We start from the raw sequence: 24,052 nt of genomic DNA, 5'->3' as shown, positions 1-24,052 counted from the left end.
TCCGGCTCCACGTGGTCGCAGAACGCCCTCGACCAGTGGCGCACGAACGTCGCCAGCAACTACGGCATGACGGTGAACTACAACGGCACCGGGTCGTCGGCGGGCCGCAACGACTTCATCAATCAGACGGTCGACTTCGCCGTCAGCGAGATCCCGTTCCAGTCCAACCCGGAGGACGGGTCTCCTCCGGAGAACCCGACGGCGGGGTACGCGTACATGCCGATCGTCGCCGGTGGCACGTCGCTGATGTACAACCTGAAGATCGGCGGCAAGCGGGTCACCAACCTGCGCTTGTCGGGCGAGGTCATCGCGAAGATCTTCTCGGGCCAGATCTCGAACTGGAACGACCCCGCCGTTCAGGCCGACAACCCGGCTCTGACCATGCCCGATCGTCCCATCACCCCCGTCTACCGTTCCGACGGTTCGGGGACGAGCGCGCAGTTCACGCTGTGGATGTCGAAGCAGTTCCCGAACATCTGGACGCGGGGCATGCTGTCGCAGTTCCCGCAGATCAATTCCGCGTTCAAGGGTCAGAACGGCTCGCTCGGCGTCGCGGGATACGTGAGCCAGAACTACGGCGAGGGCGCGATCACGTACGTCGAGTACTCGTACGCGAAGACATCGGGCTTCCCCGTGGCCAAGGTCCTCAACAAGGCCGGGTACTTCGTCGAGCCGACCTACCAGTCGGTCGCCGTCGCGCTGATGTCGGCGACGATCAACCCCGACCTCACGCAGAACCTCGAGGGTGTCTACAACAGCGGCGATGCGCGCTCGTACCCCATGTCGAGCTACTCGTACATGATCGTTCCCACGCAGACCAACAAGATCTTCACGGCGGAGAAGGGCAAGACCCTCAGCATCTTCGCGTCGTACATGATCTGCGAGGGTCAGCAATCCGCCAAGGACCTCGGCTACTCACCGTTGCCGATGAACCTCGTGCAGGCGGGATCCGACGTGATCGCCAAGATCCCGGGTACGGCGGGCGCCGTCGACTTCAACAAGTGCAACAACCCGACGTTCAAGCCGGGCGACTCGCCCTCGAACAACCAGCTCGCGCAGTCGGCGCCCAATCCCGCCGACTGCGACAAGCAGGGGCCGACGCAGTGCCTCGGCGGTACGGGCGGCGCGCAAGAGGAGACTCCCGCGACGGGATCGGGCGGTGTCCCGGGCGGCAGCACGGGCGGAACCGGCGCTGCCGGGGGCGACACGGCGGGCGGCGCGGCCGCGGCGGCCGCGGGAGCCGCCGCGTCCGGGGGAGAGCCGGTCTACGACGCCAACGGCAACCTCGTGTCGGGCTCGGCGATCGGGACGGCGGCGGCTGCGGTGTCCTTGCCGTTCACCCTCGCCGAGGGGGGCTGGGGCACCCCGCAGTACATCATGCTCGCCGCCGGTGTCCTCGTCGTCGCAGCGATCCTCGTGCCCCCGCTCGTCTCGCGCCGTTCCCGACGCGGCAGCGACGCCCGGGGCTGATTTCGGCCGCACTCCGGCCTGACCACGCGTGCCGTACGGGGCGCGAGCCTGCCCGAAAACCCCCGTGACCGGGGGCGCATCATGTTCGCACCTCCACCACGCGGCGGCGGCGCCTCGTTACCGCCGCGTTCATTCCACAGACACTCGGCCGCCCTTAGCTTCTCGCGAGGGCGCATCCGAGCTCTCGACTCCCGAAGGATCCCCGTGCCCGAGAACCGCGTGCTCACCGACGAGGCCGCCTCGTCGACGCCGACCACCCCGCGCCTGCGCGTCCGGGTCCGTCGTGCACGGGCGCCCCGTTGGACCGCTTCCGTCGCCATCGGCATCGTGGCGGGACTCGGGATCTTCTCCGTCACCGGGGGTTCCGGCCTCGTCGCCGGCTCGGCATCCCGTGCCACCGCTGAGGATTCCTCCGCGGTGACCGTGACGGCCAAGAGCCAGGATGACGACGTCGCCAACGCGCCCTTCCCCGACCTCTCGGTGACCGTTTCGCAGACGCGGGCCCTCGAATCGCAGGGCATCGTCATCTCGTGGACCGGCGGCAAGGCGTCGACGGTACCCAGCCAGCAGATCGGTGGCGCGAACTTCCTGCAGATCTTCCAGTGCTGGGGTGACGACGAGAAGGACCCGAGCGGTCCCGACCGCACCACCTGCCAGTACGGCATCGGGGGTGTGCCGGGATCGCACCGTGACGACGTGCGCGAGAGCGACGCCTCGGTCGCGGAGGAGGACAAGGCCTACACCGTCCCCAGCGAGGGCTTCGCCAGTCCGACCTACACCTCGATCCCGTTCCGCGGAGTCAACGGCAAGGAAGTCGCCTCGGTCAAAGACGGCAAGTACAACTACACCGTCGGCGAAGACGGGAAGAAGTCTTTGCCCGACATGAACACCAACGAGTTCTTCTCGAAGTACACCACCAACATGGTGTCGTGGGCAGGCTCGGGCGGCGACGGTTCGGGCTCGGTCAAGTTCGAGGTCCAGACCGCCATGCAGTCGCAGGCACTGGGCTGCGGCACGCCGGTGACCGCGGCGGACGGAACGGTCTCGGGATCCAGCTGCTGGCTCGTGATCGTCCCGCGCGGGACGAAGGACTCCGGCTCGTCCTTCATCACCCAGTCGGGGTTGTTCTGGGACGCGTGGAAGCACCGCATCGCGGTCAAGCTCGACTTCAAGCCGATCGGTACGCGCTGTCCCATCGGTGCCTCCGAGCGGCAGCTCGCCGGCAGCGAGCTCATCGCGCGCGCCGTGTCGTCGTGGCAGCCGGCGGTCTGCAACGCGCCGGGCGGGTCGGTCTACTCGGCCATCACGAGCGCCGAGTCCGACGCGGCGCTCGCCGCGAACGGCGTGGCGCCCGCGCCCCTCGCGCTCACCTCACGGGCGCTGAACCCCGAGCTCGGCACCGACCGTCTGCGCTACGCGCCCATCGGCATCACGGGCGCCGCGGTCTCGTTCGCCATCGACCGCAACCCTCGCCCCGGCGACCCCAGCGTGCCCGCGGACGTCCAGGGGCGCGCGGGGCTGCCGTTCACCTCGCTCAAGCTCACCCCGCGCCTGATGGCGAAGCTCTTGACGAATTCGTACCTCGACTCGCTGCCGACCTTCGCCGACCGTCGGCACCTCAGTCACGCAGGCCCGGGCGGTCCCGACGACCGGATCGAAAACCCCCGCACGCTGACCTCCGACCCCGACTTCCTCGAGATCAACGACCCCGAGTGGAAGTACCAGGCGCTTGCGGCGGCCTCGCTCGCCGACGTGCTGATCCCGCAGGGCCGCTCGGACGTCGCGTGGGCGATGTGGCAGTACGTCCTCAACGACAAGAGCGCTCGGGACTTCCTCGAGGGCACACCGGATCCGTGGGGGATGACCGTCAACCCGTGGAGCGCGACGACGGATGCCGTGAACGCGTCGGGATCGGCGCTGTCGCTCCCGCGCGAGGACTTCCCGAAGGCCGACCCCGTCGAACAGGCCGGGACCGACTCGTCCGGCCCGGTGAACCTCGTCACATGGCGTCCCTATGTCAAGGACTTCGACTCCGGTGCGTATGACACCCTCCGCGGCGACGGCCTGATCCTCGGTGACTGGAATCCCACCAGCACGCCGCCGAAATACGGCAAGGCCGACCGCAACCTCCCGGGACGCCAGAGCGTGCTGGCCCTCACCGACACGGCATCCGCCGCCCGCTACCAGGTCGTCACGGCAGCGCTGCAGAATCCGGCGGGGCAGTTCGTCGAGGCGACGCCTGAGGCCATGACGGCGGCCGCGGCAGCGATGACACCCGACCCGCAGCAGCCGCAGGTGTACGGCTTCGACCCGTCGTCGGTCGACGCCCAGCGCGCCACCGGTGCCTACCCGCTGACGCTCCCGGTGTACGCCGCGGTCAACCCCCGCATGAGCGATGCCGATCTGCGGGCCAGTTATGCCTCCTTCATCCGCTTCGTCTCCACCACGGGGCAGCAGTCCGGGACGTCGATCGGCCAGCTCCCGCAGGGTTACGTCCCGCTGCCGGACGGCTGGCGCGAACGGGCGAAGGCGGCGGCGGAGGACATCAAGAACGGCACGGTCCCCACGACACCCGTCCCGGCCGCCTCGGGCACCGGGTCCTCAGGTACGCCATTCCCCACCGGCAGCGTCGTCGGCAGCGTACCCGCGGCCGCCGCCGCGCCCGCCGCCGGCGCGGCCGCCCCCGCCGGCGCGACCGATCCTGCCGCCAGCGGAGCCGCGTCCGCGGCGCTCGCCGGCGCCACCACGCCGGACGATCCCGATATGGGCGCGATCACCTGGGCTCTGCCCGGCAGTGTCCTCGGCGGTCTCGCGTGCGCGCTCGCCGTGCCGCTGCTCGGGCGCCTCCGCCGACGCCTCTGAGCGCCGGCCCCACGACTTCTCCTCCACCAACTGAACACCCGAAACACAGTGCAATACCTACGAAAGGTAAGTGAGTTGAAGCTCAACAAGCTGGTCGCTCTGGGGGCGGCTTGCGGTATCGCGATCGCCGGTGTCGGCGTCGCAACCTCCGCCTCGGCGGAGCCGGTCTCGAACAGCTACTCGCTGGTCGGCTCGGACACCCTGCAGGACTCGATGAACGCCATCGTGAACGGCACGACGATCACCGGTGCGACGGTCCGTGTCACCTCGAACAACAAGACGCTCGGTAACTTCGACGCGTTCGGTTCGGCCGCGATCCAGACCAAGCCCGCCGGTGCCTTCTTCGGTCGTCCCGCCGGCTCGGGTGCCGGTGTGACGGCGCTGCGCGCCTCGATCACGGGTGCCAACTACAGCGGTAACCCCGCCGTGCCTGCTCGCCAGATCCTCGGTCAGGTCGACATCGCCCGTTCGTCCAGCGGCCCCGGCGGCAACGCCAACGCCAACGGCCTGCTCGCGTACGTGCCCTACGGCCGTGACGCGATCGGCTTCGCGTACAAGGGCGGCGACAGCTCGTGGGCCAACCTCACCGCCGCTCAGCTGAAGGCGATCTACGAGTGCACCACCACCACGGTCGGCGGTGTCACGGTCAAGCCCCGTATCCCGCAGAGCGGCTCGGGCACGCGCAGCTTCTTCCTCGGCGCCATCGGTAACCCCACCCTCGGCTCCTGCGTCTCCGACGCCACCGGCACGACGCCCGAGAACGACGCGTCCGTCCTCGGCGCCAACGAGCTGATCCCCTTCAGCGTGGCCAACTGGGTTTCGCAGGCGAACGGGGCGACCGGCATCAACACCACCACCACCTCGGGCGTCGCGTTCGGCTCGGCGGTCTCGGGTCAGGCCGCGTTCACCGGCACGGCCCCGAACCTCGTTCCGAACTCGTCCTACTACAGCGACGCCACGTTCGGTCGCGACACCTACCTCGTCGTGGAGTACGCGCGCATCACGCCCTCGGACGCCAAGTACGACGCCTCCCTGGCCAACCTGGTGAACCCCGGCGTCAACAACAGCCTCACCAGCTTCGGTTCGCTCAGCAGCTCGGTCGGCGCGGTCAAGAAGAAGTTCGGCTTCCTCGCCCCGTCCACCACCAACATCCAGCGCGCGTACGCGACGCTCTGACGTTCGATCAACGGATAAGGACACCTTTCCTCATGAACATCAAGAAGCTCGGATCGATCGTCGCCGCGGCGACGGCGGTCTCGCTCCTCGCCGGTGGCCTCTCGGCCACCGCGGCCAACGCGGCCACCCCCGCCCCGCAGTTCTACCTGATGGACGGCGGCGACGGTTCGCGCCTCCCCGACGGCAAGGTCATGGCGTGGGACGAGCAGGTCATCGCCAGCCCCGGCCCGGAGTTCGCCGACATCGACACGCCGTTCCTCGGCCAGTCGAACGATGCCACCAGCGTCGGGTACTTCATCACCACCCCCGGCACCGAGAACACCCTCTCGTCCTGGACGGCGACCGCTGACGGTGGCTTCACGCCCGGCACGCAGGACATCCTGCAGCCCAACCTCAGCCTGTCGGGCTTCATCGGCGGCAACTGGGCGTCGATCAAGGCCAACGGCGGTGACTACAGCCTCGGCTTCGCGTGGGTCAAGAACAACGGTCTGACCATCGCGAACACCGGTGTGAAGTTCGTCTCCATCCACGTCAACCCCGGCGGCACCTGGACCTTCGCCAACCAGGCCCCGGCCGCGGCCGAGGTGGCGCCGGTCGTCACCACGACGTCGCTGAACGCCCTCACGAAGGACTCCGCGTTCTCGCAGACGGTCGTCGCCACCGGCACCGCCCCGATCACGTGGGCCGTCACGGCCGGTTCGCTCCCCGCGGGCCTGAGCCTCGACGCTGCCACGGGCGCCATCACGGGCACGCCCACCGCCGCCGGTGCGTACAGCTTCACGCTGACCGCGACCAACGGCGCCGGCTCCGACGACCAGGCCTTCTCGGGCACGGTCGCGGGCACCGCCCCCGTCGAGCCCACGGGTTCGGACGCCAACAAGGTCACGATCCCGGCTCCGGTCGAGGGCGCGACCACGGTCACCGTCCCCGCCGGTGTCGCCAACGCGAACAAGACGCTGCAGGCCTGGGCCTGGTCCGAGCCGACCAACCTCGGTCAGGTGACCACCGACGCCAACGGCGACGCTACGGTCGACGTCTCGTCGCTGCCCTCGGGCACGACCCACACCATCGCCCTGACCCAGCCCGGTGACTCGACCTTCGCGGTTCTCGCGTGGGGCACCGTCACCCTCGCCGGCAAGGCTCCCGCCACGGACGACGTCGACCTCACGGCCGCCGTCACCGCCAGCGACCTGTGGTCGCTGAACGCCGAGAAGACCCAGGTCGACTTCGGCGCCGTGGCTCGTGACCAGAGCACCACCAAGGCGCTCGGCAAGGTCACCGTGGTCGACGACCGCAACGTCCTCAAGGGCTGGGACCTCGGTGCCTCCTGGACGGCGTTCTCGAACGCGTCCGGCGACGAGATCCCCACCAGCGCCCTCACCCTCGCGCCGAAGGCCTACACGGGCTACACCCTCATCGACGGTGTGACCCTCGGCACCGGCACGAAGATCGCGCAGAGCTCGGCCGTCTCGACGCTCCCGACCGGTGCGCTCTTCGACGCCGATCTGACCTTCAAGGCTCCCAAGGATGCCAAGGTCGGCGAGTACCACTCGACGCTGACGGTCACCCTCACGTCCAAGTGAGCTGATCGACGCTGAGCCCTGCGGGGAGGCCGTTCTCGGCCTCCCCGCAGGGTGCGTTCATCCCCGGTGCGCGGACACTGTCCGTGCCCGCCCCGCACAGCCCTCGTTCACCTTTGCGACACACCTCCGTCGCCCTCATCTGCGGAGATGAACCGTGCTTTCCTCGACCTCGCGCCCGGCCCCGCGCCGCGTGCTCTCGGCGCTCGGTGCGGCGATTCTCGTCGCCGCCGGATTTGCGGCGACCCTCGTGGCCGCGCCCGCGGCGAACGCCGCCGACGGCGACCAGCCCAGCCCCGCCACCGTCGGCGTCGCCACCCGTCCCGCCGGCGGCGACGGCCGGCCCGACGGGCGCACCCGCTTCAGCTACAGCGCCGATCCGGGGCAGAGCGTCAACGACCAGGTGCTCGTCGGGAACACCGGCACCGAACGCCAGGACTTCACCGTCTACGCCACGGATGCCTTCAACGGCCAGGACGGCACGTTCTCTCTGCTGCCGACGGCCGACATCCCCACCTCGGTGGGCGCCTGGCTGCGCTTCGACAACGGTGCCGATCGCATCCAGTTCTCGCTCGAGCCCGATGAGGTGCGACTCCTGCCGTTCACCGTGGCGGTGCCCGCCGACGCCACCCCCGGGGACCACGTGGGCGGTCTCGTCGCCTCCGTGATCGAGGAGGGCCAGCAGGTCAGCCTCGACCGACGCGTGGCGACCTCGATCTTCGCCCGCGTCTCGGGCGATCTCCAGCCGCAGTTGTCGATCACCAGCTATTCGGCCTCGTACGAAGGCGACTGGTGGAACCCGTTCGCCGGCAGCATCCGCCTGCGCTACACCGTGACCAACCCCGGCAACGTCGCGCTCGCGGCCAACATCACCTCCGGTGTGCGCACGTGGTTCGGCATCCCGGCCATCGGCGAACGCGGCGGCAGCATTCCGGTGCTCCTGCCCGGCAACACCGCGTCGTACGACTTCGCCCTCGACGGCGTGGGGCAGTGGTTCTACCTGAACCCGGGAACGACACTGAACCCTTTCGTCGAGTCGCCGGATGCCGCTCTGCAGCTGCCCGTGGCGGCGGTCTCCCGCGACACGGTGGTGTTCGCGGTGCCGTGGACGGTGCTGATCCTCCTCGTGCTCGCCGCCGGTGTCGTGCTGCTGGTGCGGTGGCGTCGTCGCCGCGACGAGGCGCGGGCGCAGGAGTGGGTGGACTACATGCAGCGCACTGCGGCGGCCGAGGCCGCTGAGAAGTCCGATCTGCACGAGGCCGCTCGATGAGGCGACGTGTGGGTCCTGCCCTGGGCGCGGTCGCCGTGGTCCTGGCCGTCGTGTTCCCGAGCCTGCCCGCGGCGGCGGAGGACCCGCCGAGCGGGACGCCGTTGAGCGTCAACGTCACCGACGGGAGTACTCCTACCCCCACACCCCGTCCCAGCGGCAGTGCCTCACCGTCCGCCGTCGTCCCGGTGACCGGTCCGGCCGCGCGCCCCGGCGGGTCGACCGGATCGACCGGGTCCACCGGAGGGTCCGGCGTCGGCACCGCGCCCGCCGGAGGCGCGGGGGCCGGGTCGCCCGCGGGGTCGACTCCTCCCGCCGACGAGGTGAACGTCGCCGGCATGCTGTACATCGGGGGCATCAACGCCGCGGGGACGCCGGCGTTGAACCCCGCCGAGGGCACGGTCACCGTCTGGTTCACGGTGCGCAACGCCTCGCAGAGCGTGATCGACGCCACGGCATCCTTCTGGATGGACGGCGCCATCTTCACCAATCGCCTGGACACCGTGGACGACGTCCCGGTCGCGGCCCTGCAACCCGGGGAGACCCGCGTGGTCTCGGCGGAGCTGCAGCACGGCGGACAGTGGACCCTGCTGTCGACGCACGCGACCCTCACCCCTCCGGACTCGGTGGACGGCACGGCGCTCACCCCGGTGACCCGTGACGCCCTGGTGATCCTGTTCCCGTGGCTGATCGTGGTCGTCGCGGTGCTGCTCCTGCTGACCTTCGTGCTGGTCCGGGTGCTCCGCTCGGTGCTCGCTCCCGCTCCCGCCCCGGCGGCCGCGGCATGACGATCGAAGAGCGTCCCGCGCCGCCGGCCCCACCGCGTCGGGCACCCCGGCGCCGCCCGCAGTACGCGCCGCTGAGCCCCGCGCAGGTGTTCGTTCGCGGAGCGGCTGCATCGCTGGCCGTCCTCGTGCTGGCATTCCTGGTGAACGTGTTGGTGGTCAGCCACGTGGTGCACTTCGCCTCGCAGCAGCAGTTGCGCGACACGTACCGCGCGCAGCTCGCCGCCGGGACCGCTCCGGTCAGCGAGGGCGATTTCGACGATCATCTCCTCGTCGACGGTGCCCCCGTCGGGCTCCTGTCGATCCCGCAGCTCGGCATCGACGAGGTCATCGTGGAGGGAACCTCCTCGGGCGAGCTCCGGCAGGGTCCCGGACACCGTCGTGACACGGTGCTGCCCGGGCAGGCCGGGGTGAGCGTCGTGATGGGGCGCGCCGCCGCTTTCGGTGGCCCCTTCGGCCGGCTGCAGTCTTTGCAGCCGGGGGAGAGCTTCACCGTGCGCACGGGGCAGGGGGAGCAGGAGTTCGAGGTGCTCGGGGTCCGGTATGCCGGCGACCCGACCCCGCCGGCCCCCGCGCGCGGCGAGAGTCGACTCATCCTGATGACGGCGCGGGGTGCACCGTACCTCCCGAGCGGGGTCGCGTACGTGGATGCCAAGCTCGTCGGTGATGCGCAGGCGCGCGGTGCGCGGCAGACCACCACGATGGCGCTGCCCCCGCAGGCGCAAGCGATGGCCACCGACATGAGGACCGTCTGGGCACTGGTGTTCGCCCTGCAGTTCCTCGTGGTGGCCGAGTTCGTCGCCGTCTGGTCGTACCGCAAGGTCGGCTGGCAGAAGACGTGGATCGTCTTCACCCCCGTCCTGCTGCTGGCGAGCGTCTTCGTCTCCGACCAGCTCATCCGTCTGCTTCCGAACCTCCTCTGACCCGAAGGCCGCACATGACCGACCGCCGCGATCCCGATGTCGATGGCACCGCCGCCCCCTCCGGCGACGAAACCGCCGATCCCTTCATGACCGACGTCATGAGCGCCGGCGACGTCCGCGTCCTCGACGAGGTCGTGTTCGAATCCGCTCCGCTGGGCGCCGCCACTCCGGGTTTCTCGGAGAACCCGGCCGTTCCGGCTCCGGATGCCACCCGCGCCGGACTGGGGATCGTGCACCGCCGGTCGCGCCGCGGTGGTCTGTTCGGTCGCCGCGAGGCGGAGGCGGTGCCGACCGCCGGTGCCGACGACGTGACGACTGTCATCCCTGCCCCGGGGGAGGCCGGCTCGGCCGCCGCGGCGGCGCCAGCGGCGGTGGTCGCCCCCGTGCAGGTCGCGACAGCGGTGGACGAGGCGGAGCCGATCCTGTCGGCGCCCGTCGATCCCGCCTCGCTGTCCGAGTTGGACGCCCACTCCATCTCGGCGTGGTTCGGCGATCACCAGGTGCTCCTGGACGTGTCGTTGACCATGCCCCGCGGGCAGGTCACGGCGCTCATCGGTCCGTCGGGATGCGGGAAGTCGACCTTCCTGCGGATCCTCAACCGCATGCACGAGCTCGTCCCCTCGGCCTCGCTCGCGGGTGAGGTGCGGCTCGACGGCGACGACATCTACGACTCCTCCCACCGGCTCATCGACGCCCGCAAGAACATCGGCATGGTGTTCCAGAAGCCCAACCCGTTCCCGGCGATGTCGATCTACGACAACGTCATCGCGGGTCTGAAGCTCACCGGCACACGCGCCTCGCGCGACGAGAGGGATTACCTCGTCGAGCGGTCGCTGACCTCCGCCGGTCTGTGGAAAGAGGTCAAGGACCGCCTTCGGGCCCCGGGTGGCGGCCTCTCGGGCGGCCAGCAGCAGCGTCTGTGCATCGCGCGGTCCCTGGCGATCAAGCCCAAGGTCCTGCTGATGGACGAGCCGTGCTCGGCTCTGGACCCCACGTCGACCCGCGTCATCGAGGAGACGATGGGCGAGCTTCAGAAGGAGCTCACGATCGTCATCGTCACGCACAACATGCAGCAGGCACAGCGTGTGTCTCAGCAGTGCGCGTTCTTCCTGGCATCCCAGGGACAGCCCGGGCACATCGTCGAGCACGGTGACACCCAGGCGATGTTCGATTCGCCCATCGACCCGCGCACGTACGACTACGTCAACGGGCGCTTCGGATGAACCGGCGGCGTTCCCTGGCGGTGGTGGCGGCGGTGGCCGCGGTGCTGGCGATACCCGGGCCGAGCGCCTGGGCGGCGACGGACGCGTTCGTGCCGATCACCGGGTCCGGCTCCACGTGGTCGCAGAACGCCCTCGACCAGTGGCGCACGAACGTCGCCAGCAACTACGGCATGACGGTGAACTACAACGGCACCGGGTCGTCGGCGGGCCGCAACGACTTCATCAATCAGACGGTCGACTTCGCCGTCAGCGAGATCCCGTTCCAGTCCAACCCGGAGGACGGGTCTCCTCCGGAGAACCCGACGACGGGGTACGCGTACATGCCGATCGTCGCCGGTGGCACGTCGCTGATGTACAACCTCAAGATCGGCGGCAAGCGGGTCACGAACCTGCGCCTGTCGGGCGAGGTCATCGCGAAGATCTTCTCGGGCCAGATCTCGAACTGGGACGACCCCGCGATCCAGGCCGACAACCCGGCGCTCGCGATGCCCGACCGCCCGATCACCCCGGTGTATCGGTCGGATGGTTCGGGAACCAGCGTGCAGCTCACACAGTGGATGTCGACGCGATTCCCGAACATCTGGACGCGGGGCATGCTGTCGCAGTTCCCGCAGATCAACTCCGCGTTCAAGGGGCAGAACGGCTCGCTCGGCGTCGCGGGATACGTGAGCCAGAGCTACGGCGAGGGGGCGATCACGTACGTCGAGTACTCGTACGCGCTGGGGGTGGGCTTCCCCGTCGCCAAGGTCCTCAACGAGGCGGGCTACTACGTGGCCCCGACTCCGGAGGCGGTCTCCATCGCTCTGCTGGGCGCACAGGTGCACGCGGATGGCTCGCTCGACCTGACGGGCGTGAGCGGCAACACCGACCCTCGTGCCTACCCGATCTCCTCCACGTCCTCCATGATCGTGCCGACGCAGACGAATCGGATCTTCACGGCTGACAAGGGGCGCGCGCTCGCGAGATTCCTCTCCCATGCGCTCTGCGCGGGTCAGCAACGTGCGCCGGGCCTCGGCTACGCGGCGTTGCCGTTGCCTCTCGTGCAGGACGCCGCCGCTCGGATCGCCGACATCCCCGGCGCGCCCGGGCCCGTCGATCTCGCAGGGTGCGCCAACCCGACGTTCGGCCCCGGCGACACCGTCTCCGACAACGTCCTCCTGCGCACCGCGCCGATGCCGCCGGCCTCCGACAAGCGCGCCGGTGTGGTCGCCCTCGCCGATCTCACCGAGGCGCGCCGCACCCTCACGGTCGAGCTCGTGGACGGCGGCCCCCGGGTACGGGTGAACGCGGGGTCGTCCTGGGGTGGAGCGACGCTGCGGGCGGGGACGTTCTCACCGACGGCGACGCTCGGACAGAAGACTCTGGATGCCACGGGCGCAGCCGTCATCGACCTGCCGGCCACGGTCGCTCCGGGCGCCGTGGTGCCGCTCTACCTCGCACAGAGTGATGGCACTGTGGTCGCCTGGAACACGGTGACGATTCCGCCCGCCGGCTTCCCGCACCGGGCGGAGGGCGACATGATGGCCACGGTCACGGCATCCGGTCTGTTCCAGCTCTCGGCTCCGGTCTCGACGGCGGTGGCCTTCGGCGACCTGCGGCGCGAAGCGACCTCCGCCGCCCGCGCGCTGGGTCGCTTCACCATCACCGACGACCGTGAGACGCTCTCGGGCTGGAGCCTGCAGATCTCCGTCGCCGACTTCGTCGCCGTCGCCGACCCCGCGGCGACGTTCGCGTCCAGCGCGCTGGGCTACGCACCCGAACAGGTCGCCCTCCCCGCCGGCGTCGTGCTGACCGGCGCGCAGGAGGCCGGATCCGCGGTGTATCCCGCGGTCCTGGCCACGGGTGAGCCGGGAACCTCCACGGCGCTTGCGGGGGCGACCCTCGATACCGCTCTGACCCTGCGCGTCCCGAAGGACACCCCCGTCGGCTCCTACCGCTCGACCCTGACGCTCACGTTGATCGCGCGATGAGGGCTGTGGGCGCGGTTGCTCTACCGCCGTGACCGCGATCGCGACCTCACGACGCTCGACAGGGTCGCGCGCACCGGCTGGCCGAGATAGATGCCGAGCGAGGCGCCGACGGCGAGCGCGATGCCGATGGTCGCCGCGCCCACGAGAGTCGTGACTCCGGTCATCAGCACGGCGGGATCCTCGCCGGACTCCACGATCCCGAGGAGACCGCGGAAGACCGGGGCGCCGGGCACCATCGGCAGGATCGCGGCGGTGGTGACGGCGACCGACGGCACGTGCAGGCGGTAGGCCACGACGATGCCGACGAAGCTCCCGACGAACGCCCCGACACCGCTGGCCGCGGCCACCTCGAATCCGATCGACGTCGCGGCGACGTAGCCGAGCCAGGCGATCAGGCTGAGCGCGGCGCTCACGAGCACGATGCGGGCGCCCGCGCCGTTGTAGATGGCCACCGCGATCGCGATGACCGCGGCGCCGGTGAACTGCAGCGGCAGCGGGCCGAGGGGCAGCGCCATGGAGGGCGGCGACATCCCGAGGCCCAGCACGCGCACGGTCTCCAGCCCCGCGAGGATCCCGAGCACGACGCCCAGCGTCTGCGTCGTGAGCTCGAGGATGCGCCCGGTGGCGGTGAGGGCGAAGCCGTCGATGGCATCCTGTGCCGCGCCCACGACGGTGAGACCCGCGAGCATGAGCACGATCCCGGATGCCACGATCACGGATGGCCGGATCGTCTCGGCCGCGTCCAGCCCCGTGTAGCGCAGCAGCGGCGAGAGGGCCGCGACGACCGTGAGGACGAAGCCGCCGGCGATCTGCGCGAAGAAGTACGGCACGCTCGCCCGCGCCAGCAGGTGCTGCGTCAGGGCGGCCAGAGCGGCGGCCACGAACGACAGCACGAGCGCGAGCCAGTTCGCGCCGAACATGATCGCGACCCCCAGCGCCAGCGTCGCCTGCGCGACGATCACCGCGGACGGGCGGTACCGGAAGGGCAGTCGCCGGATCGCGCGGCACCGGGAGGTCGCGGCATCCAGGTCGAGGCCCTCGGCGATGTCGGTCACCAGTGCTTGGAGCCGCTGGAGCTTCGCGTGATCGGGAACCGACCCCCGCACGACCCGCAGGAGCGTCGTCGGGTGGGCGGCGCCGGGCAGGCTGTGCGCGATCGTGATCGAGTTGTACGTGACGTCGACGTGGACGGGGTGCAGGCCGTAGGCCCGACACACCCGGACGATGGTCCAGGTGACGTCGCTCGCGGGCGCGCCCACGACGAGCATCGTCTCGCCGATGCGGATGGCCAGATCCAGGATGCGGGTGGCCAGGGCACCGTCGATGACGGTGAGGAGCTGGGTCTCGGGGGCGAGGGCCTCTTCGCTGTGGACGAGACGCCGCAGCGACGACAGCCATCGAGCGGGGGTGGGGGACATCCGGATCGCTCTCGGCAGACGGGGGGACGGAACGCCCCGATCCTATCCGCGTGCCCCTGCCCGCTCCCCGCATGGCGGCGGCGGCATGCGGTCGCCTCTAAGATGAACCCTCGGGTGCGGCATCCGAGCGCCCCGTCGTGGCATCCCGACGCCCGTCCCCTCCGGGAGTTCCTCTTATGGCGCTGATCGTCCAGAAGTACGGCGGCTCTTCCGTCGCCGACGCCGAGAGCATCAAGCGCGTCGCCAAGCGCATCGTCGACACGCGGCGCGCGGGCAACGAGGTGGTCGTCGCCGTCAGCGCCATGGGCGACACGACCGACGAACTGCTCGACCTCGCCGGGCAAGTCGCCCCGATCCCGGCCCCGCGCGAGCTCGACATGCTGCTCTCCAGCGGCGAGCGCATCTCGATGGCGCTCCTGGCCATGGCGATCCACTCGATGGGCTTCGAGGCGCGCTCGTTCACCGGCAGCCAGGCGGGAATGATCACGGATGCCACGCATGGCGCCGCGCGCATCGTCGACGTCACGCCCGTGCGCCTGCGCGAAGCCCTCGACGAGGGCGCGATCGTCATCGTCGCCGGCTTCCAGGGCTTCAATCGCGACACCCGCGACATCACCACGCTCGGCCGTGGCGGCTCCGACACCACCGCTGTCGCGCTCGCCGCGGCGCTGAACGCCGACGTGTGCGAGATCTACAGCGACGTCGACGGCATCTTCACCGCCGACCCCCGCGTCGTGCCGTTGGCCCGCAAGCTCGACCGCGTCGGCAGCGAAGAGATGCTCGAGCTCGCCGCCAACGGCGCGAAGGTGCTCTACATCCGCGCCGTCGAGTACGCCCGCCGTCACGGCGTCCTCATCCACGCCCGGTCCACGTTCAGCTCGGGCGAGGGCACGTGGGTGCTCGACGCCTCGAAGAAGTCCCCGCTCGTCCCCGAGGGAGCCACCATGGAAGAGCCCATCGTCGCCGGCGTCGCCACCGACCTCAGCCAGGCCAAGATCACCGTCATCGGCGTGCCCGACGTCCCGGGCAAGGCCGCCGAGATCTTCAAGATCGTCGCCAAGTCCGGCGCCAACGTCGACATGATCGTGCAGAACGTCTCGGCTGCCGCGACCGGTCGCACCGACATCTCGTTCACGTTGCCCAAGACGGATGCCGCGATGGCGCTGAAGGCGCTCGCCGCCGATCAGAGCGAGGTCGGGTTCGAGAGCCTCGTGCACGACGATCAGATCGGCAAGCTCTCGGTCGTCGGCGCCGGTATGCGCACGCACTCCGGTGTCTCGGCCACGCTGTTCGAGGCGCTGAGCCTCGCGGGCGTGAACATCGAGATGATCTCGACCTCCGAGATCCGCATCTCGGTCGTCGTCCGCGGCGTCGACCTCGCCGAGGCCGCGCGTCTCGTGCACACCGCGTACGGTCTCGACAGCGAGATCGAAGCGACGGTGCACGCCGGCACCGGCCGCTGACCCGAGGTTTTCAGCGCTCCCGCAGGTGCGCCCGCTACCTTTCGCGCACCGGAAGGAGCGCGAGGTGGCACGCACGGGAAAAGTCCGTCGATCACGGTGGTGGTGGGGGATCGGTGCGGGGGCGGTGCTCGCCGTCGCCGTCGTGCTCGGCCTGATCTTCCAGCCGTGGCTCCTCTTCGTCGACGTGCGCGTGCAGGACGAGATCCCCGCCGCCGTCGTCTCCTCGGCCGCGGCGTCATCGCCGGCACCCGTCTCCCCGGCCGAGGAGACCGTCGAGCCGGTCGGCCCCGCCCCGCCCGCGGGTCCGGTGGATCTCCTGGCCGGCACCTTCATCAGCCATGAGCACGAGACGACCGGGACGGCCCGGGTGATCGAGAACCCCGACGGGTCGCGTCAGTTGGCCCTCGTCGGACTCGAGACCTCGAACGGCCCCGACGTCCACGTCTGGCTCAGCGCCGGGCCCGTCGTCGAGGGCACCGACGGGTGGTTCACCGCCGGCGGGTACGACCACATCGACCTCGGCCCGATCAAGGGCAACCTCGGCGATCAGCTCTATGAGATCCCCGCCGACGTCGACCTCTCGGTGTTCCGGAGCGTCGACCTGTGGTGCGTGCAGTTCGGGGTGTCCTTCGGGGCGGCCGCGTTGGCATAGGTCACGGTTCCGGACGTGATCCGGTCGGCGTGTCCCGGCCCGCTAGAATCTGGATTTCACCCACGAATCCCGAGGACTTCGCATGACCCGCATCTCCGATTCCGGAATCTCTCTCGCCGTCGTCGGCGCCACCGGTCAGGTCGGCACCGTCATGCTCGAGATCCTCGCGGAGCGGTCGTTCCCGATTCGTGAGCTGCGTCTGTTCGCCACCGCGCGATCGGCGGGAAGCTCCATCGATTTCGGCGGGCACTCGATCATCGTCGAAGACGTCGCCACGGCCGACCCGGCCGGCGTCGAGGTGGCGCTGTTCTCCGCCGGTGCGACGGGGTCCCGCGCCCACGCACCGCGGTTCGCCGAGGCCGGCGCCCTGGTGATCGACAACTCCAGCGCGTGGCGCATGGACCCCGAGGTCCCGCTCGTGGTCAGCGAGGTCAACCCGCACGCGATCGACGAGGCCGTGAAGGGCATCGTCGCCAACCCGAACTGCACGACGATGGCGGCCATGCCGGTCCTGAAGGTGCTGGATGCCGAGGCGGGCCTCGAGCGTCTCATCGTCAGCACGTACCAGGCCGTCTCCGGCTCGGGCCTGGCCGGCGCGCAAGAGCTCCTCGGCCAGGTCGAGGGCGTCCTCGCGCAGGGCGGCGTCGAGCGTCTCGTCCGCGACGGTTCGGCCCTGGACTTCCCGCAGCCCGAGAAGTACGTGGCCCCCATCGCGTTCGACGTCATCCCGTTCGCCGGCAACCTCGTCGACGACGGCATGAACGAGACCGACGAAGAGAAGAAGCTCCGCAACGAGAGCCGCAAGATCCTCGAGCTTCCCGACCTCCGGGTCGCGGGAACGTGCGTACGCGTCCCCGTCTTCACCGGTCACTCCCTCAGCATCAACGCCGAGTTCGCCCGCGACCTCACGCCCGAGCGTGCCCGTGAGCTCCTCGCCGACGCCCCCGGCGTCCGCCTCGAAGAGGTGCCCACGCCTCTCCAGGCCGCCGGGACCGACCCCAGCTACGTCGGCCGCATCCGCGCCGACCAGTCGGCTCCCGAGGGCAAGGGACTCGTGCTGTTCATCAGCAACGACAACCTCCGCAAGGGGGCCGCGCTCAACGCCGTGCAGATCGCCGAGCTCGTCGCGCAGAAGCTCTCGACGCGCGCCTGAGCCCTGGCATCCGGATGCCGCGAACCCCGCGGTTGTCTCGACATCGAAGCGACCGATCTCTCGATGTCGAGACACCTTCGCCCGACGCCTAGAATCGACGGGTGACAGAAAACGTCGACGTTCTCCTCATCGGAGGCGGAATCATGTCCGCCACCCTCGGCACCATGCTGAAGGACCTTCAGCCCGATCTGAAGATCGCGGTGCTGGAGCGGCTGAGCGACGTCGCACAGGAGAGCTCGAACGCCTGGAACAACGCGGGCACCGGTCACGCGGCCCTCTGCGAGCTCAACTACATGCCGAACAACGCCGATGGTCCGCTCGACCCGGCCAAGGCGGTCACGATCAACGAGCAGTTCCAGCAGAGCCGGCAGTTCTGGGCGACGCTGGTCTCCGAGGGTGTTCTCGACGAGCCGTCGACGTTCATCAACCCCACCCCGCACATGACCTTCGTGCGGGGCGAGAAAGATGTCGCGTACCTGCGCAAGCGGTACGAGGTGCTCAAGCAGCAGCCCCTGTTCGCGGGTATCGAGTACAGCGAGGACTCCCGCGTCATCAACCAGTGGGCGCCGCTGCTCATGCAGAAGCGGCGCAAGGGCGAGCCGTTCGCGGCCACGCGCGTGCCCGCGGGAACCGACGTCGACTTCGGTGCGCTCACCCGGCAGCTCTTCGCGGGGCTGCGCGAGAAGGGTGTCGAGGTCGTCACCAACCACGAGGTCAAGAAGCTCAAGAAGCGCAAGGACGGCCGCTGGGACGTCTCGTACCGCCACACGATCGGCCACACCCCCGGAACGATCACCGCGAAGTTCGTCTTCGTCGGCGCCGGCGGCTGGGCGCTGAAGCTGCTGCAGCGCTCCGGTATCGACGAGATCAAGGGGTACGGCGTCTTCCCGATCGGCGGGCAGTGGCTCAAGACCTCCAACCCCGCCCTCGTCGCCCAGCACCGCGCGAAGGTGTACTCGCAGGCCTCGGTGGGCGCGCCCCCGATGTCGGTCCCGCACCTGGACACCCGCGTCGTCGACGGCGAGACCTCGCTCCTGTTCGGCCCGTTCGCCACCTTCAGCCCGAAGTTCCTCAAGAACGGCTCGATGCTCGACATCGTCACCCAGGTGCGACCGCACAACATCCTGCCGATGCTCAAGGTCGCCGTCGACAACCCGGGCCTGCTGAAGTACCTCGTCGGCGAGCTGCTCAAGGGCCACTCCCAGAAGGTCGAGAGCCTTCGCGAGTTCATGCCGACGGCCCAGGCCGAGGACTGGGAGCTGCTCGACGCCGGTCAGCGCGCCCAGGTGATGAAGCGCGACAAGGACAAGGGCGGCGTGCTGCAGTTCGGCACCGAGGTCGTCACCGCCGCCGACCACTCCATCGCCGGGCTCCTGGGAGCTTCGCCGGGTGCCTCGACGGCCGTCTCGATCATGCTGGGTCTGATCAAGACATGCTTCCCCGAGCGCATGCCCGAGTGGGAGCCGCGTCTGCGCCAGCTCATCCCCAGCTACGGCGAGACGCTCAACACGCGTCCCGAGGCGGCGCGCGCCGAGCTGGATGCCACGGCCCAGGCGCTCGCGATCAACGCCTGACCCGCTCATGGCGAAGCTGTACTTCCGCTACGGAGCGATGAACTCCGGAAAATCGACGGCACTGCTGCAAGCGGCGTACAACTACGAGGAGCGCGGCCAGCGCGTGCTGCTGGCCAAACCCGAGATCGACACGAAGGGTGCCGATCAGATCGAGAGCCGTCTCGGCGTCACCCGCCCGGTGGACTTTCTCGTCGGCCCCGGCGACGACCTGCGCGAAGTGTTCCACGCTGCCGCCGGTCACGCCCCCGTCGCGTGTCTCCTGGTCGACGAGGCCCAGTTCTTCACCCCCGCACAGGTCGACGACCTCCTGCGGGTCGCGGTGCTCGATGGCATCCCGGTGCTGGCGTACGGCATCCGCACCGATTTCCGTACCGAGGCCTTCCCGGGTTCGGCGCGTCTGATGGAGATCGCGCACAGCCTCGAAGAGCTGAAGACCATCTGCCGCTGCGGTCGCAAGGCGGTCTTCAACGCGCGGCTGGTGGGGGGTCGCTTCGTGTTCGACGGCGACCAGGTCGCGATCGACGAGGAGCAGATCGCCGGCGAAGTGACGTATGAGTCGATGTGCGCCGCGTGCTACCTGCGCGAGTCGGGCGGGCGGCTCGACGGGCGCTGAGGCGCGTCCGACGCCCCTCGGTGTCGTCCGGTCGCGCCCGTGCCGACCGATACCCTGGAGGCATGCGCGTACTCCTGGCCGGCGGTGCCGGTTACATCGGAACCCACACGGCCGTCGCTCTGCTGGACGCCGGACACGACGTGGTCCTGCTCGACGATCTCTCGGGCACGCACGCCGTCGCCGCTGAGCGCGTCGAACGGATCACGGGCAAGCAGGCTCCCCTGGTCGTGGGCGACGCGGCCGATGACGACGTGGTGACCGCGGTCTTCGACGAGCACGGACCGATCGACGCGATCGTCCACCTCGCCGCCTTCAAGGCGGTGGGGGAGTCCACCCAGAAGCCGCTGGACTATTACTCGAACAACCTCGACACGACGTTCGCGCTCCTGCGAGTCGGCATCGCGCGCGGCATCCGATCGTTCGTCTTCTCCAGCACCGGTACCGTCTACTCGGACCCCGCCGATCTGCCGTTCACCGAGGAGTCGACAACGAGCGTCGACCTCTCCAACGCCTACAGCAAGTCCAAGCGCATGAACGAGGTCGTGCTCGCCGACGTGGCGCGGGTGAACCCCGATCTCAACGTCACCGTGCTGCGCTACTTCAACCCCGTGGGCGCGCACCCGTCCGGCCTCATCGGCGAGGATCCCGCCGGCATCCCGAACAACCTCATGCCGTACGTCTCGCGGGTGGCGATCGGGACCCTCGACGAAGTGGGCATCTTCGGCGACGACTACGACACCCCCGACGGTACGGGCCTCCGCGACTACATCCACGTGGTCGACCTCGCCGAGGGGCACGTCGTCGCCCTCGAGCAGGCCCAGCCCGGGCACCAGGTGTTCAATCTCGGAACCGGGCAGCCGGTCAGTGTCCTGCAACTCGTCGCGTCGTTCGAGAAGGCCGTCGGCCACGAGCTGCCGAAGAAGATCCTCGACCGGCGTCCCGGAGACGTCGCCGCCACGTACTGCGACCCGACCAAGGCCGCCGAGGTGCTCGGTTGGCGCACGCGTCTCACGATCGACGACGCGTGCCGCGATTACTGGAACTGGCAGACCACCAACCCCGCCGGTTACGCAACCCGGGCCGAGGCGTGATCCTCCGCGCGTAGGCTTGTGTGGTCAGGCCACACGTGGTGGCGTGTCGTCGAACGAAGGAATGCCATGCCGGACTCCGAACTGCGCGCCTGGCAAGTGGTGCTGGAACGCGTCGAGGGCGATCTCCGCGACGGGCGGCTCCTGCCGGGTGACCGGCTGACGCCCGAGCGCGAACTCGCCGCCCAGCTGGGTGTGGGCCGATCGAGCGTCCGCGAGGCGATCCGGGTGCTCGAGGTGCTCGGCGTGGTGCGCACGGCCACGGGATCGGGTCCCTCGTCGGGAGCGATGATCGTCACGACGCCACGGGGCGGGCTCGCCGCCTTCCTGCGGCTGCAGGTCGCCGCCAATGGATTCCCGCTCGACGACGTCGTCCGCACCCGCATCGTGCTGGAGTGCGACGTGGCCGAGATCCTGGCCGCGCGCGACGCCGACTTGGCCGAGATCCACAGCATCCTGGATGCCATGGACGCCAGCGATCTCGGGCGCGACGAGTTCCTCGCTCTCGACGCGCGCTTCCATCAGGCCCTTGCCGAGGCGACCGGCAACGCGGTGGTCTCGGCGATGATGGCGGGTCTGCGCAGTTCGATCGAGTCGTACACGCGATCCGGTGCGGCGCTCCTGGACGATTGGGGGGCGATGTCCGCGCGATTGCGCGACGAGCACCGGGCGATCGTCGAGGCGATCAGCGACGGCGATGCCGTCGCGGCCCGCGATCGCATCCGCGCGCACATCACCGGCTACTCCGCCGACGTCGCCGCCGTGCTGGGTGTGCGCGATGACGCGGGGGTGCACGCCGCGTGAGCGAACGTCCGGTGCGTCCCCCACGGCCGCAGCATGTGCTCGAGGTCGTCTCCGCGGAGCGGCTTTCGCCCCACCTCGTGCGGGTGCGCGCGCGAGGCGCCGACCTGTCGGCGTTCCGCGAGAGCCCGCACACCGACCGCTACGTGAAGATCACGTTCGTCAAGCCGGAGCTGGGCCTGGAGCCGCCCTACGACCTTGCGGTGCTGCGCGAGACCCTCGCGCCCGAGGATCTGCCGGTGACCCGCACGTACACCGTTCGCGAGGTCTCGGGCGACGAGATCGCGATCGACTTCGTCGTCCATGGCGACGAGGGACTCGCGGGACCCTGGGCGGCTCGCGCACAGCCCGGGGAGCGTCTGGTCGTCTCGTCGCCGGGTGGCGGCTACGCGCCCGATCCCGAGGCGGATTGGCATCTGCTCGCCGGTGACGAATCGGCTCTGCCGGCGATCTCGGCGGCTCTCGAAGCGCTCGGGCCCGATGCCCGCGGTGCGGCGTTCATCGAGGTCGGCGGACCGTCCGACGAGCTGCCGGTGACGGCGCCCGCGGGCGTCGAGGTCGTGTGGCTGCACCGGGGGGACGGCATCCACGCGGGCACGTCGCGCGTGCTCGGGGACGCTGTTGCGGCGTGGTCGGTTCCGGCCGGGCGGGGGCACGTGTTCGCTCACGGGGAGCGCGAGGCGATGAAGGCCTTGCGCGAGGTGTTCTTCACCGCCTGGGGGCTGGAACGCTCCCAGGTGTCGCTGTCGGGCTATTGGGCGTACGGGCGCACCGAAGACAGATTCCAGGCCGAGAAGCGCGAGCCCATCGGCAAGATCCTCTGAGCGGGCGCCGTGTCCGGTGGCGTCAGGCGCGCGTCGGTAGCGTGGGGATGAGGGCGTCCAGGTAGTCCGCGGTGTCTTCCCAGCCGTGCACCGCGTGGCACTCGACGCCCATCGCGAGCACGGGGTAGTCGTTGCCGTCGGGGTCGAGGCGGTCGCCGACGAAGAGCATGTCGTCGAGGTCGATCCCGGTTGCTTCGGCGAGCTTGCGCATGCCGTAGGCCTTGTCGATGCCGCGGTGGGTGATGTCGACCGAAGTCGATCCGCCCGAGCGCACCTCGAGGTCGGGGATGCGCGCGGCGACGGCCTCGCGCAGGCTGTTCTTCTTCTCGCCGGTCGGGTCCCACGCCATCTTGGCTTCGAGCGGCGCGCTCTGGCCGAGGGCCGAGAAGGTGATCTGCGAGCCGCGGTCCTCGAGGATCTCGCCCCACGGCTCGGCCTCCCACAGACCCAGGCGCTCGGCCTCTTCGCGGACCGCCGCGAGGGCGCGCGACTTCTCGTCGTCGGTGAGGGAGTGCGCGTACACCGTCTGGATGCCGTCGTCGCTGAGGCGGTAGTACTGCGTTCCGCACGTCGGCATCAGGTGCAGGTGCGAGACCAGATCCGTCGAGGCCGCGGGGAGGCGCTCGACGACCTGGGTCTTGAACTGCTGGAGCTGACCGCCCGAGATGATCGCGACCTCGACGCGCTCGGCGAGAGCGAGCAGCAGGTCACCCATGCGCGGGTCGATCGCGGTCTTCGACGGGGCGAGGGTGTCGTCGAGGTCGAAGGCGACGAGGCGGGGCGAGGTATCGGACACGGTGCTCCTGAGGCGGGTGAAGTCGGTATCTCGGTACACGAGAGGCTCCCCCCGAAGGGGGGAGCCTCTCTGCGGTCGGGGTGACAGGATTTGAACCTGCGGCCTCGTCGTCCCGAACGACGCGCGCTACCAAGCTGCGCCACACCCCGTGGCCAACCCGACTAGTCTACCCCGTCCGCGCCCGTGCTTCGAACCGGGCCGCCGGGCGGGCGCGTCGTGGATGTTCACCACGCCCGCCCGCCCGGCGGGGCCGGGTCAGGAGGTCGCGGCCGCGCGACGCCGTGCGACGACGGCCAGGACGATCCCGGCCGCGATCGCGGAGGCCGCCAGACCACCGGCGGCGGGCAGGCCCCCGCCCGGGACGCCGGTCGACGCGAGAGCAGCGGCGGCCGGGGGAGCCGGGGCCGGCGGCGG

General features: G+C 70.0%; 19 protein-coding genes and 1 tRNA gene. 17 read left to right on the top strand and 3 right to left on the bottom strand.

The window, feature by feature from the left end:
* From pstS (FE256_RS12285) to pstS (FE256_RS12245), 9 genes are all read left to right on the top strand, one after another.
* Positions 1–1,470 (top strand): phosphate ABC transporter substrate-binding protein PstS (gene pstS, locus FE256_RS12285; RefSeq protein ID WP_138176022.1); only part of this gene is annotated, 1,470 nt, incomplete at its 5' end.
* Positions 1,471–1,674: 204 nt separating this feature from the next.
* Positions 1,675–4,332, top strand: coding sequence for a hypothetical protein (locus FE256_RS18200; RefSeq protein WP_171024321.1), 2,658 nt, complete (start codon positions 1,675–1,677; stop codon positions 4,330–4,332).
* Between the two features lie 75 nt (positions 4,333–4,407).
* A complete protein-coding gene (locus tag FE256_RS12275) occupies positions 4,408–5,508 on the top strand; it encodes a hypothetical protein (RefSeq protein WP_138176020.1) in 1,101 nt (366 codons plus the stop codon).
* 32 nt (positions 5,509–5,540) lie between these two features.
* Positions 5,541–7,091, top strand: coding sequence for an Ig domain-containing protein (locus tag FE256_RS12270; RefSeq protein WP_138176018.1), 1,551 nt, complete (start codon positions 5,541–5,543; stop codon positions 7,089–7,091).
* Between the two features lie 154 nt (positions 7,092–7,245).
* A complete protein-coding gene (locus FE256_RS12265; protein ID WP_138176016.1) occupies positions 7,246–8,358 on the top strand; it encodes a COG1470 family protein in 1,113 nt (370 codons plus the stop codon).
* A gap of 8 nt (positions 8,359–8,366) precedes the next feature.
* On the top strand, positions 8,367–9,143 hold the full coding sequence (locus FE256_RS12260; protein ID WP_171024320.1) for a hypothetical protein: 777 nt from the start codon (positions 8,367–8,369) through the stop codon (positions 9,141–9,143).
* Positions 9,140–10,063, top strand: a complete 924-nt coding sequence (locus FE256_RS12255) for a sortase (protein WP_138176012.1) — start codon at positions 9,140–9,142, stop codon at positions 10,061–10,063. The genes FE256_RS12260 and FE256_RS12255 overlap by 4 nt, the downstream gene beginning before the upstream one ends.
* 14 nt (positions 10,064–10,077) lie before the next feature.
* Entirely contained in the window at positions 10,078–11,286 is a 1,209-nt protein-coding gene (locus FE256_RS18670) for a phosphate ABC transporter ATP-binding protein (RefSeq protein ID WP_502704858.1), read from the top strand.
* Positions 11,283–13,256 (top strand): phosphate ABC transporter substrate-binding protein PstS, encoded by a 1,974-nt coding sequence (gene pstS, locus FE256_RS12245; protein WP_138176010.1) that lies wholly within the window; start codon positions 11,283–11,285, stop codon positions 13,254–13,256. Before FE256_RS18670 ends, pstS (FE256_RS12245) begins: the two co-directional genes overlap by 4 nt.
* Positions 13,257–13,276: 20 nt before the next feature.
* On the opposite strand, the gene FE256_RS12240 is transcribed toward pstS (FE256_RS12245), so the two are convergent.
* Positions 13,277–14,674 (bottom strand): threonine/serine exporter family protein, encoded by a 1,398-nt coding sequence (locus FE256_RS12240; protein ID WP_138176008.1) that lies wholly within the window; start codon positions 14,672–14,674, stop codon positions 13,277–13,279.
* A gap of 176 nt (positions 14,675–14,850) precedes the next feature.
* Between FE256_RS12240 and FE256_RS12235 the strand changes: the two genes are divergently transcribed.
* The 8 genes from FE256_RS12235 (at position 14,851) to FE256_RS12200 (ending at position 22,842) form a co-directional block, all read left to right on the top strand.
* The gene (locus FE256_RS12235) at positions 14,851–16,137 is read left to right on the top strand and encodes an aspartate kinase (RefSeq protein ID WP_138176006.1); all 1,287 of its coding nucleotides are present in this window, start codon (positions 14,851–14,853) and stop codon (positions 16,135–16,137) included.
* Positions 16,138–16,201: 64 nt separating this feature from the next.
* Positions 16,202–16,789 carry a DM13 domain-containing protein gene (locus tag FE256_RS12230; RefSeq protein WP_171024319.1) on the top strand — a complete coding sequence of 196 codons (588 nt, stop codon included), beginning with the start codon at positions 16,202–16,204 and terminating at the stop codon, positions 16,787–16,789.
* An 82-nt stretch (positions 16,790–16,871) separates the two neighbouring features.
* Positions 16,872–17,942, top strand: a complete 1,071-nt coding sequence (locus FE256_RS12225) for an aspartate-semialdehyde dehydrogenase (protein WP_138176004.1) — start codon at positions 16,872–16,874, stop codon at positions 17,940–17,942.
* A 101-nt stretch (positions 17,943–18,043) separates the two neighbouring features.
* On the top strand, positions 18,044–19,516 hold the full coding sequence (locus tag FE256_RS12220) for a malate:quinone oxidoreductase (protein WP_138176002.1): 1,473 nt from the start codon (positions 18,044–18,046) through the stop codon (positions 19,514–19,516).
* A 7-nt stretch (positions 19,517–19,523) separates the two neighbouring features.
* On the top strand, positions 19,524–20,129 hold the full coding sequence (locus tag FE256_RS12215) for a thymidine kinase (RefSeq protein ID WP_138176000.1): 606 nt from the start codon (positions 19,524–19,526) through the stop codon (positions 20,127–20,129).
* A gap of 62 nt (positions 20,130–20,191) precedes the next feature.
* Positions 20,192–21,220 (top strand): UDP-glucose 4-epimerase GalE, encoded by a 1,029-nt coding sequence (gene galE / locus FE256_RS12210; RefSeq protein WP_138175998.1) that lies wholly within the window; start codon positions 20,192–20,194, stop codon positions 21,218–21,220.
* A 66-nt stretch (positions 21,221–21,286) separates the two neighbouring features.
* Entirely contained in the window at positions 21,287–22,021 is a 735-nt protein-coding gene (locus FE256_RS12205) for a FadR/GntR family transcriptional regulator (RefSeq protein ID WP_138175996.1), read from the top strand.
* Positions 22,018–22,842: a siderophore-interacting protein gene (locus FE256_RS12200; protein ID WP_138175994.1), complete on the top strand. Its 825-nt coding sequence runs from the start codon at positions 22,018–22,020 to the stop codon at positions 22,840–22,842. The genes FE256_RS12205 and FE256_RS12200 overlap by 4 nt, the downstream gene beginning before the upstream one ends.
* Before the next feature lie 22 nt (positions 22,843–22,864).
* Here FE256_RS12200 and FE256_RS12195 read toward each other — a convergent pair whose 3' ends face one another.
* Positions 22,865–23,638 (bottom strand): HAD-IIB family hydrolase, encoded by a 774-nt coding sequence (locus tag FE256_RS12195; RefSeq protein WP_138175992.1) that lies wholly within the window; start codon positions 23,636–23,638, stop codon positions 22,865–22,867.
* A 75-nt stretch (positions 23,639–23,713) separates the two neighbouring features.
* Positions 23,714–23,787: transfer RNA gene (locus FE256_RS12190), tRNA-Pro, on the bottom strand.
* Positions 23,788–24,052: the final 265 nt, after the last annotated feature.

Origin of the sequence: Microbacterium sp. 5K110 (genome assembly GCF_005774735.1) — a bacterium.
GTDB lineage: Bacteria > Actinomycetota > Actinomycetes > Actinomycetales > Microbacteriaceae > Microbacterium.
The sequence above is the reverse complement of the archived record's forward strand: the minus strand, read 5'-3'. Positions and strand labels throughout refer to the sequence as shown.

Excerpts from the sequence above, each read along its gene's own strand:
- FE256_RS12235 (WP_138176006.1), top strand. The coding sequence starts at position 14,851 with ATGGCGCTGATCGTCCAGAAGTACGGCGGCTCTTCCGTCGCCGACGCC.
- FE256_RS12225 (WP_138176004.1), top strand. The coding sequence starts at position 16,872 with ATGACCCGCATCTCCGATTCCGGAATCTCTCTCGCCGTCGTCGGCGCC.
- FE256_RS18670 (WP_502704858.1), top strand. The coding sequence starts at position 10,078 with ATGACCGACCGCCGCGATCCCGATGTCGATGGCACCGCCGCCCCCTCC.
- FE256_RS12270 (WP_138176018.1), top strand. The coding sequence starts at position 5,541 with ATGAACATCAAGAAGCTCGGATCGATCGTCGCCGCGGCGACGGCGGTC.
- galE (WP_138175998.1), top strand. The coding sequence starts at position 20,192 with ATGCGCGTACTCCTGGCCGGCGGTGCCGGTTACATCGGAACCCACACG.
- FE256_RS12255 (WP_138176012.1), top strand. The coding sequence starts at position 9,140 with ATGACGATCGAAGAGCGTCCCGCGCCGCCGGCCCCACCGCGTCGGGCA.
- FE256_RS12215 (WP_138176000.1), top strand. The coding sequence starts at position 19,524 with ATGGCGAAGCTGTACTTCCGCTACGGAGCGATGAACTCCGGAAAATCG.
- FE256_RS12240 (WP_138176008.1), bottom strand. The coding sequence starts at position 14,674 with ATGTCCCCCACCCCCGCTCGATGGCTGTCGTCGCTGCGGCGTCTCGTC.
- pstS (WP_138176010.1), top strand. The coding sequence starts at position 11,283 with ATGAACCGGCGGCGTTCCCTGGCGGTGGTGGCGGCGGTGGCCGCGGTG.
- FE256_RS12205 (WP_138175996.1), top strand. The coding sequence starts at position 21,287 with ATGCCGGACTCCGAACTGCGCGCCTGGCAAGTGGTGCTGGAACGCGTC.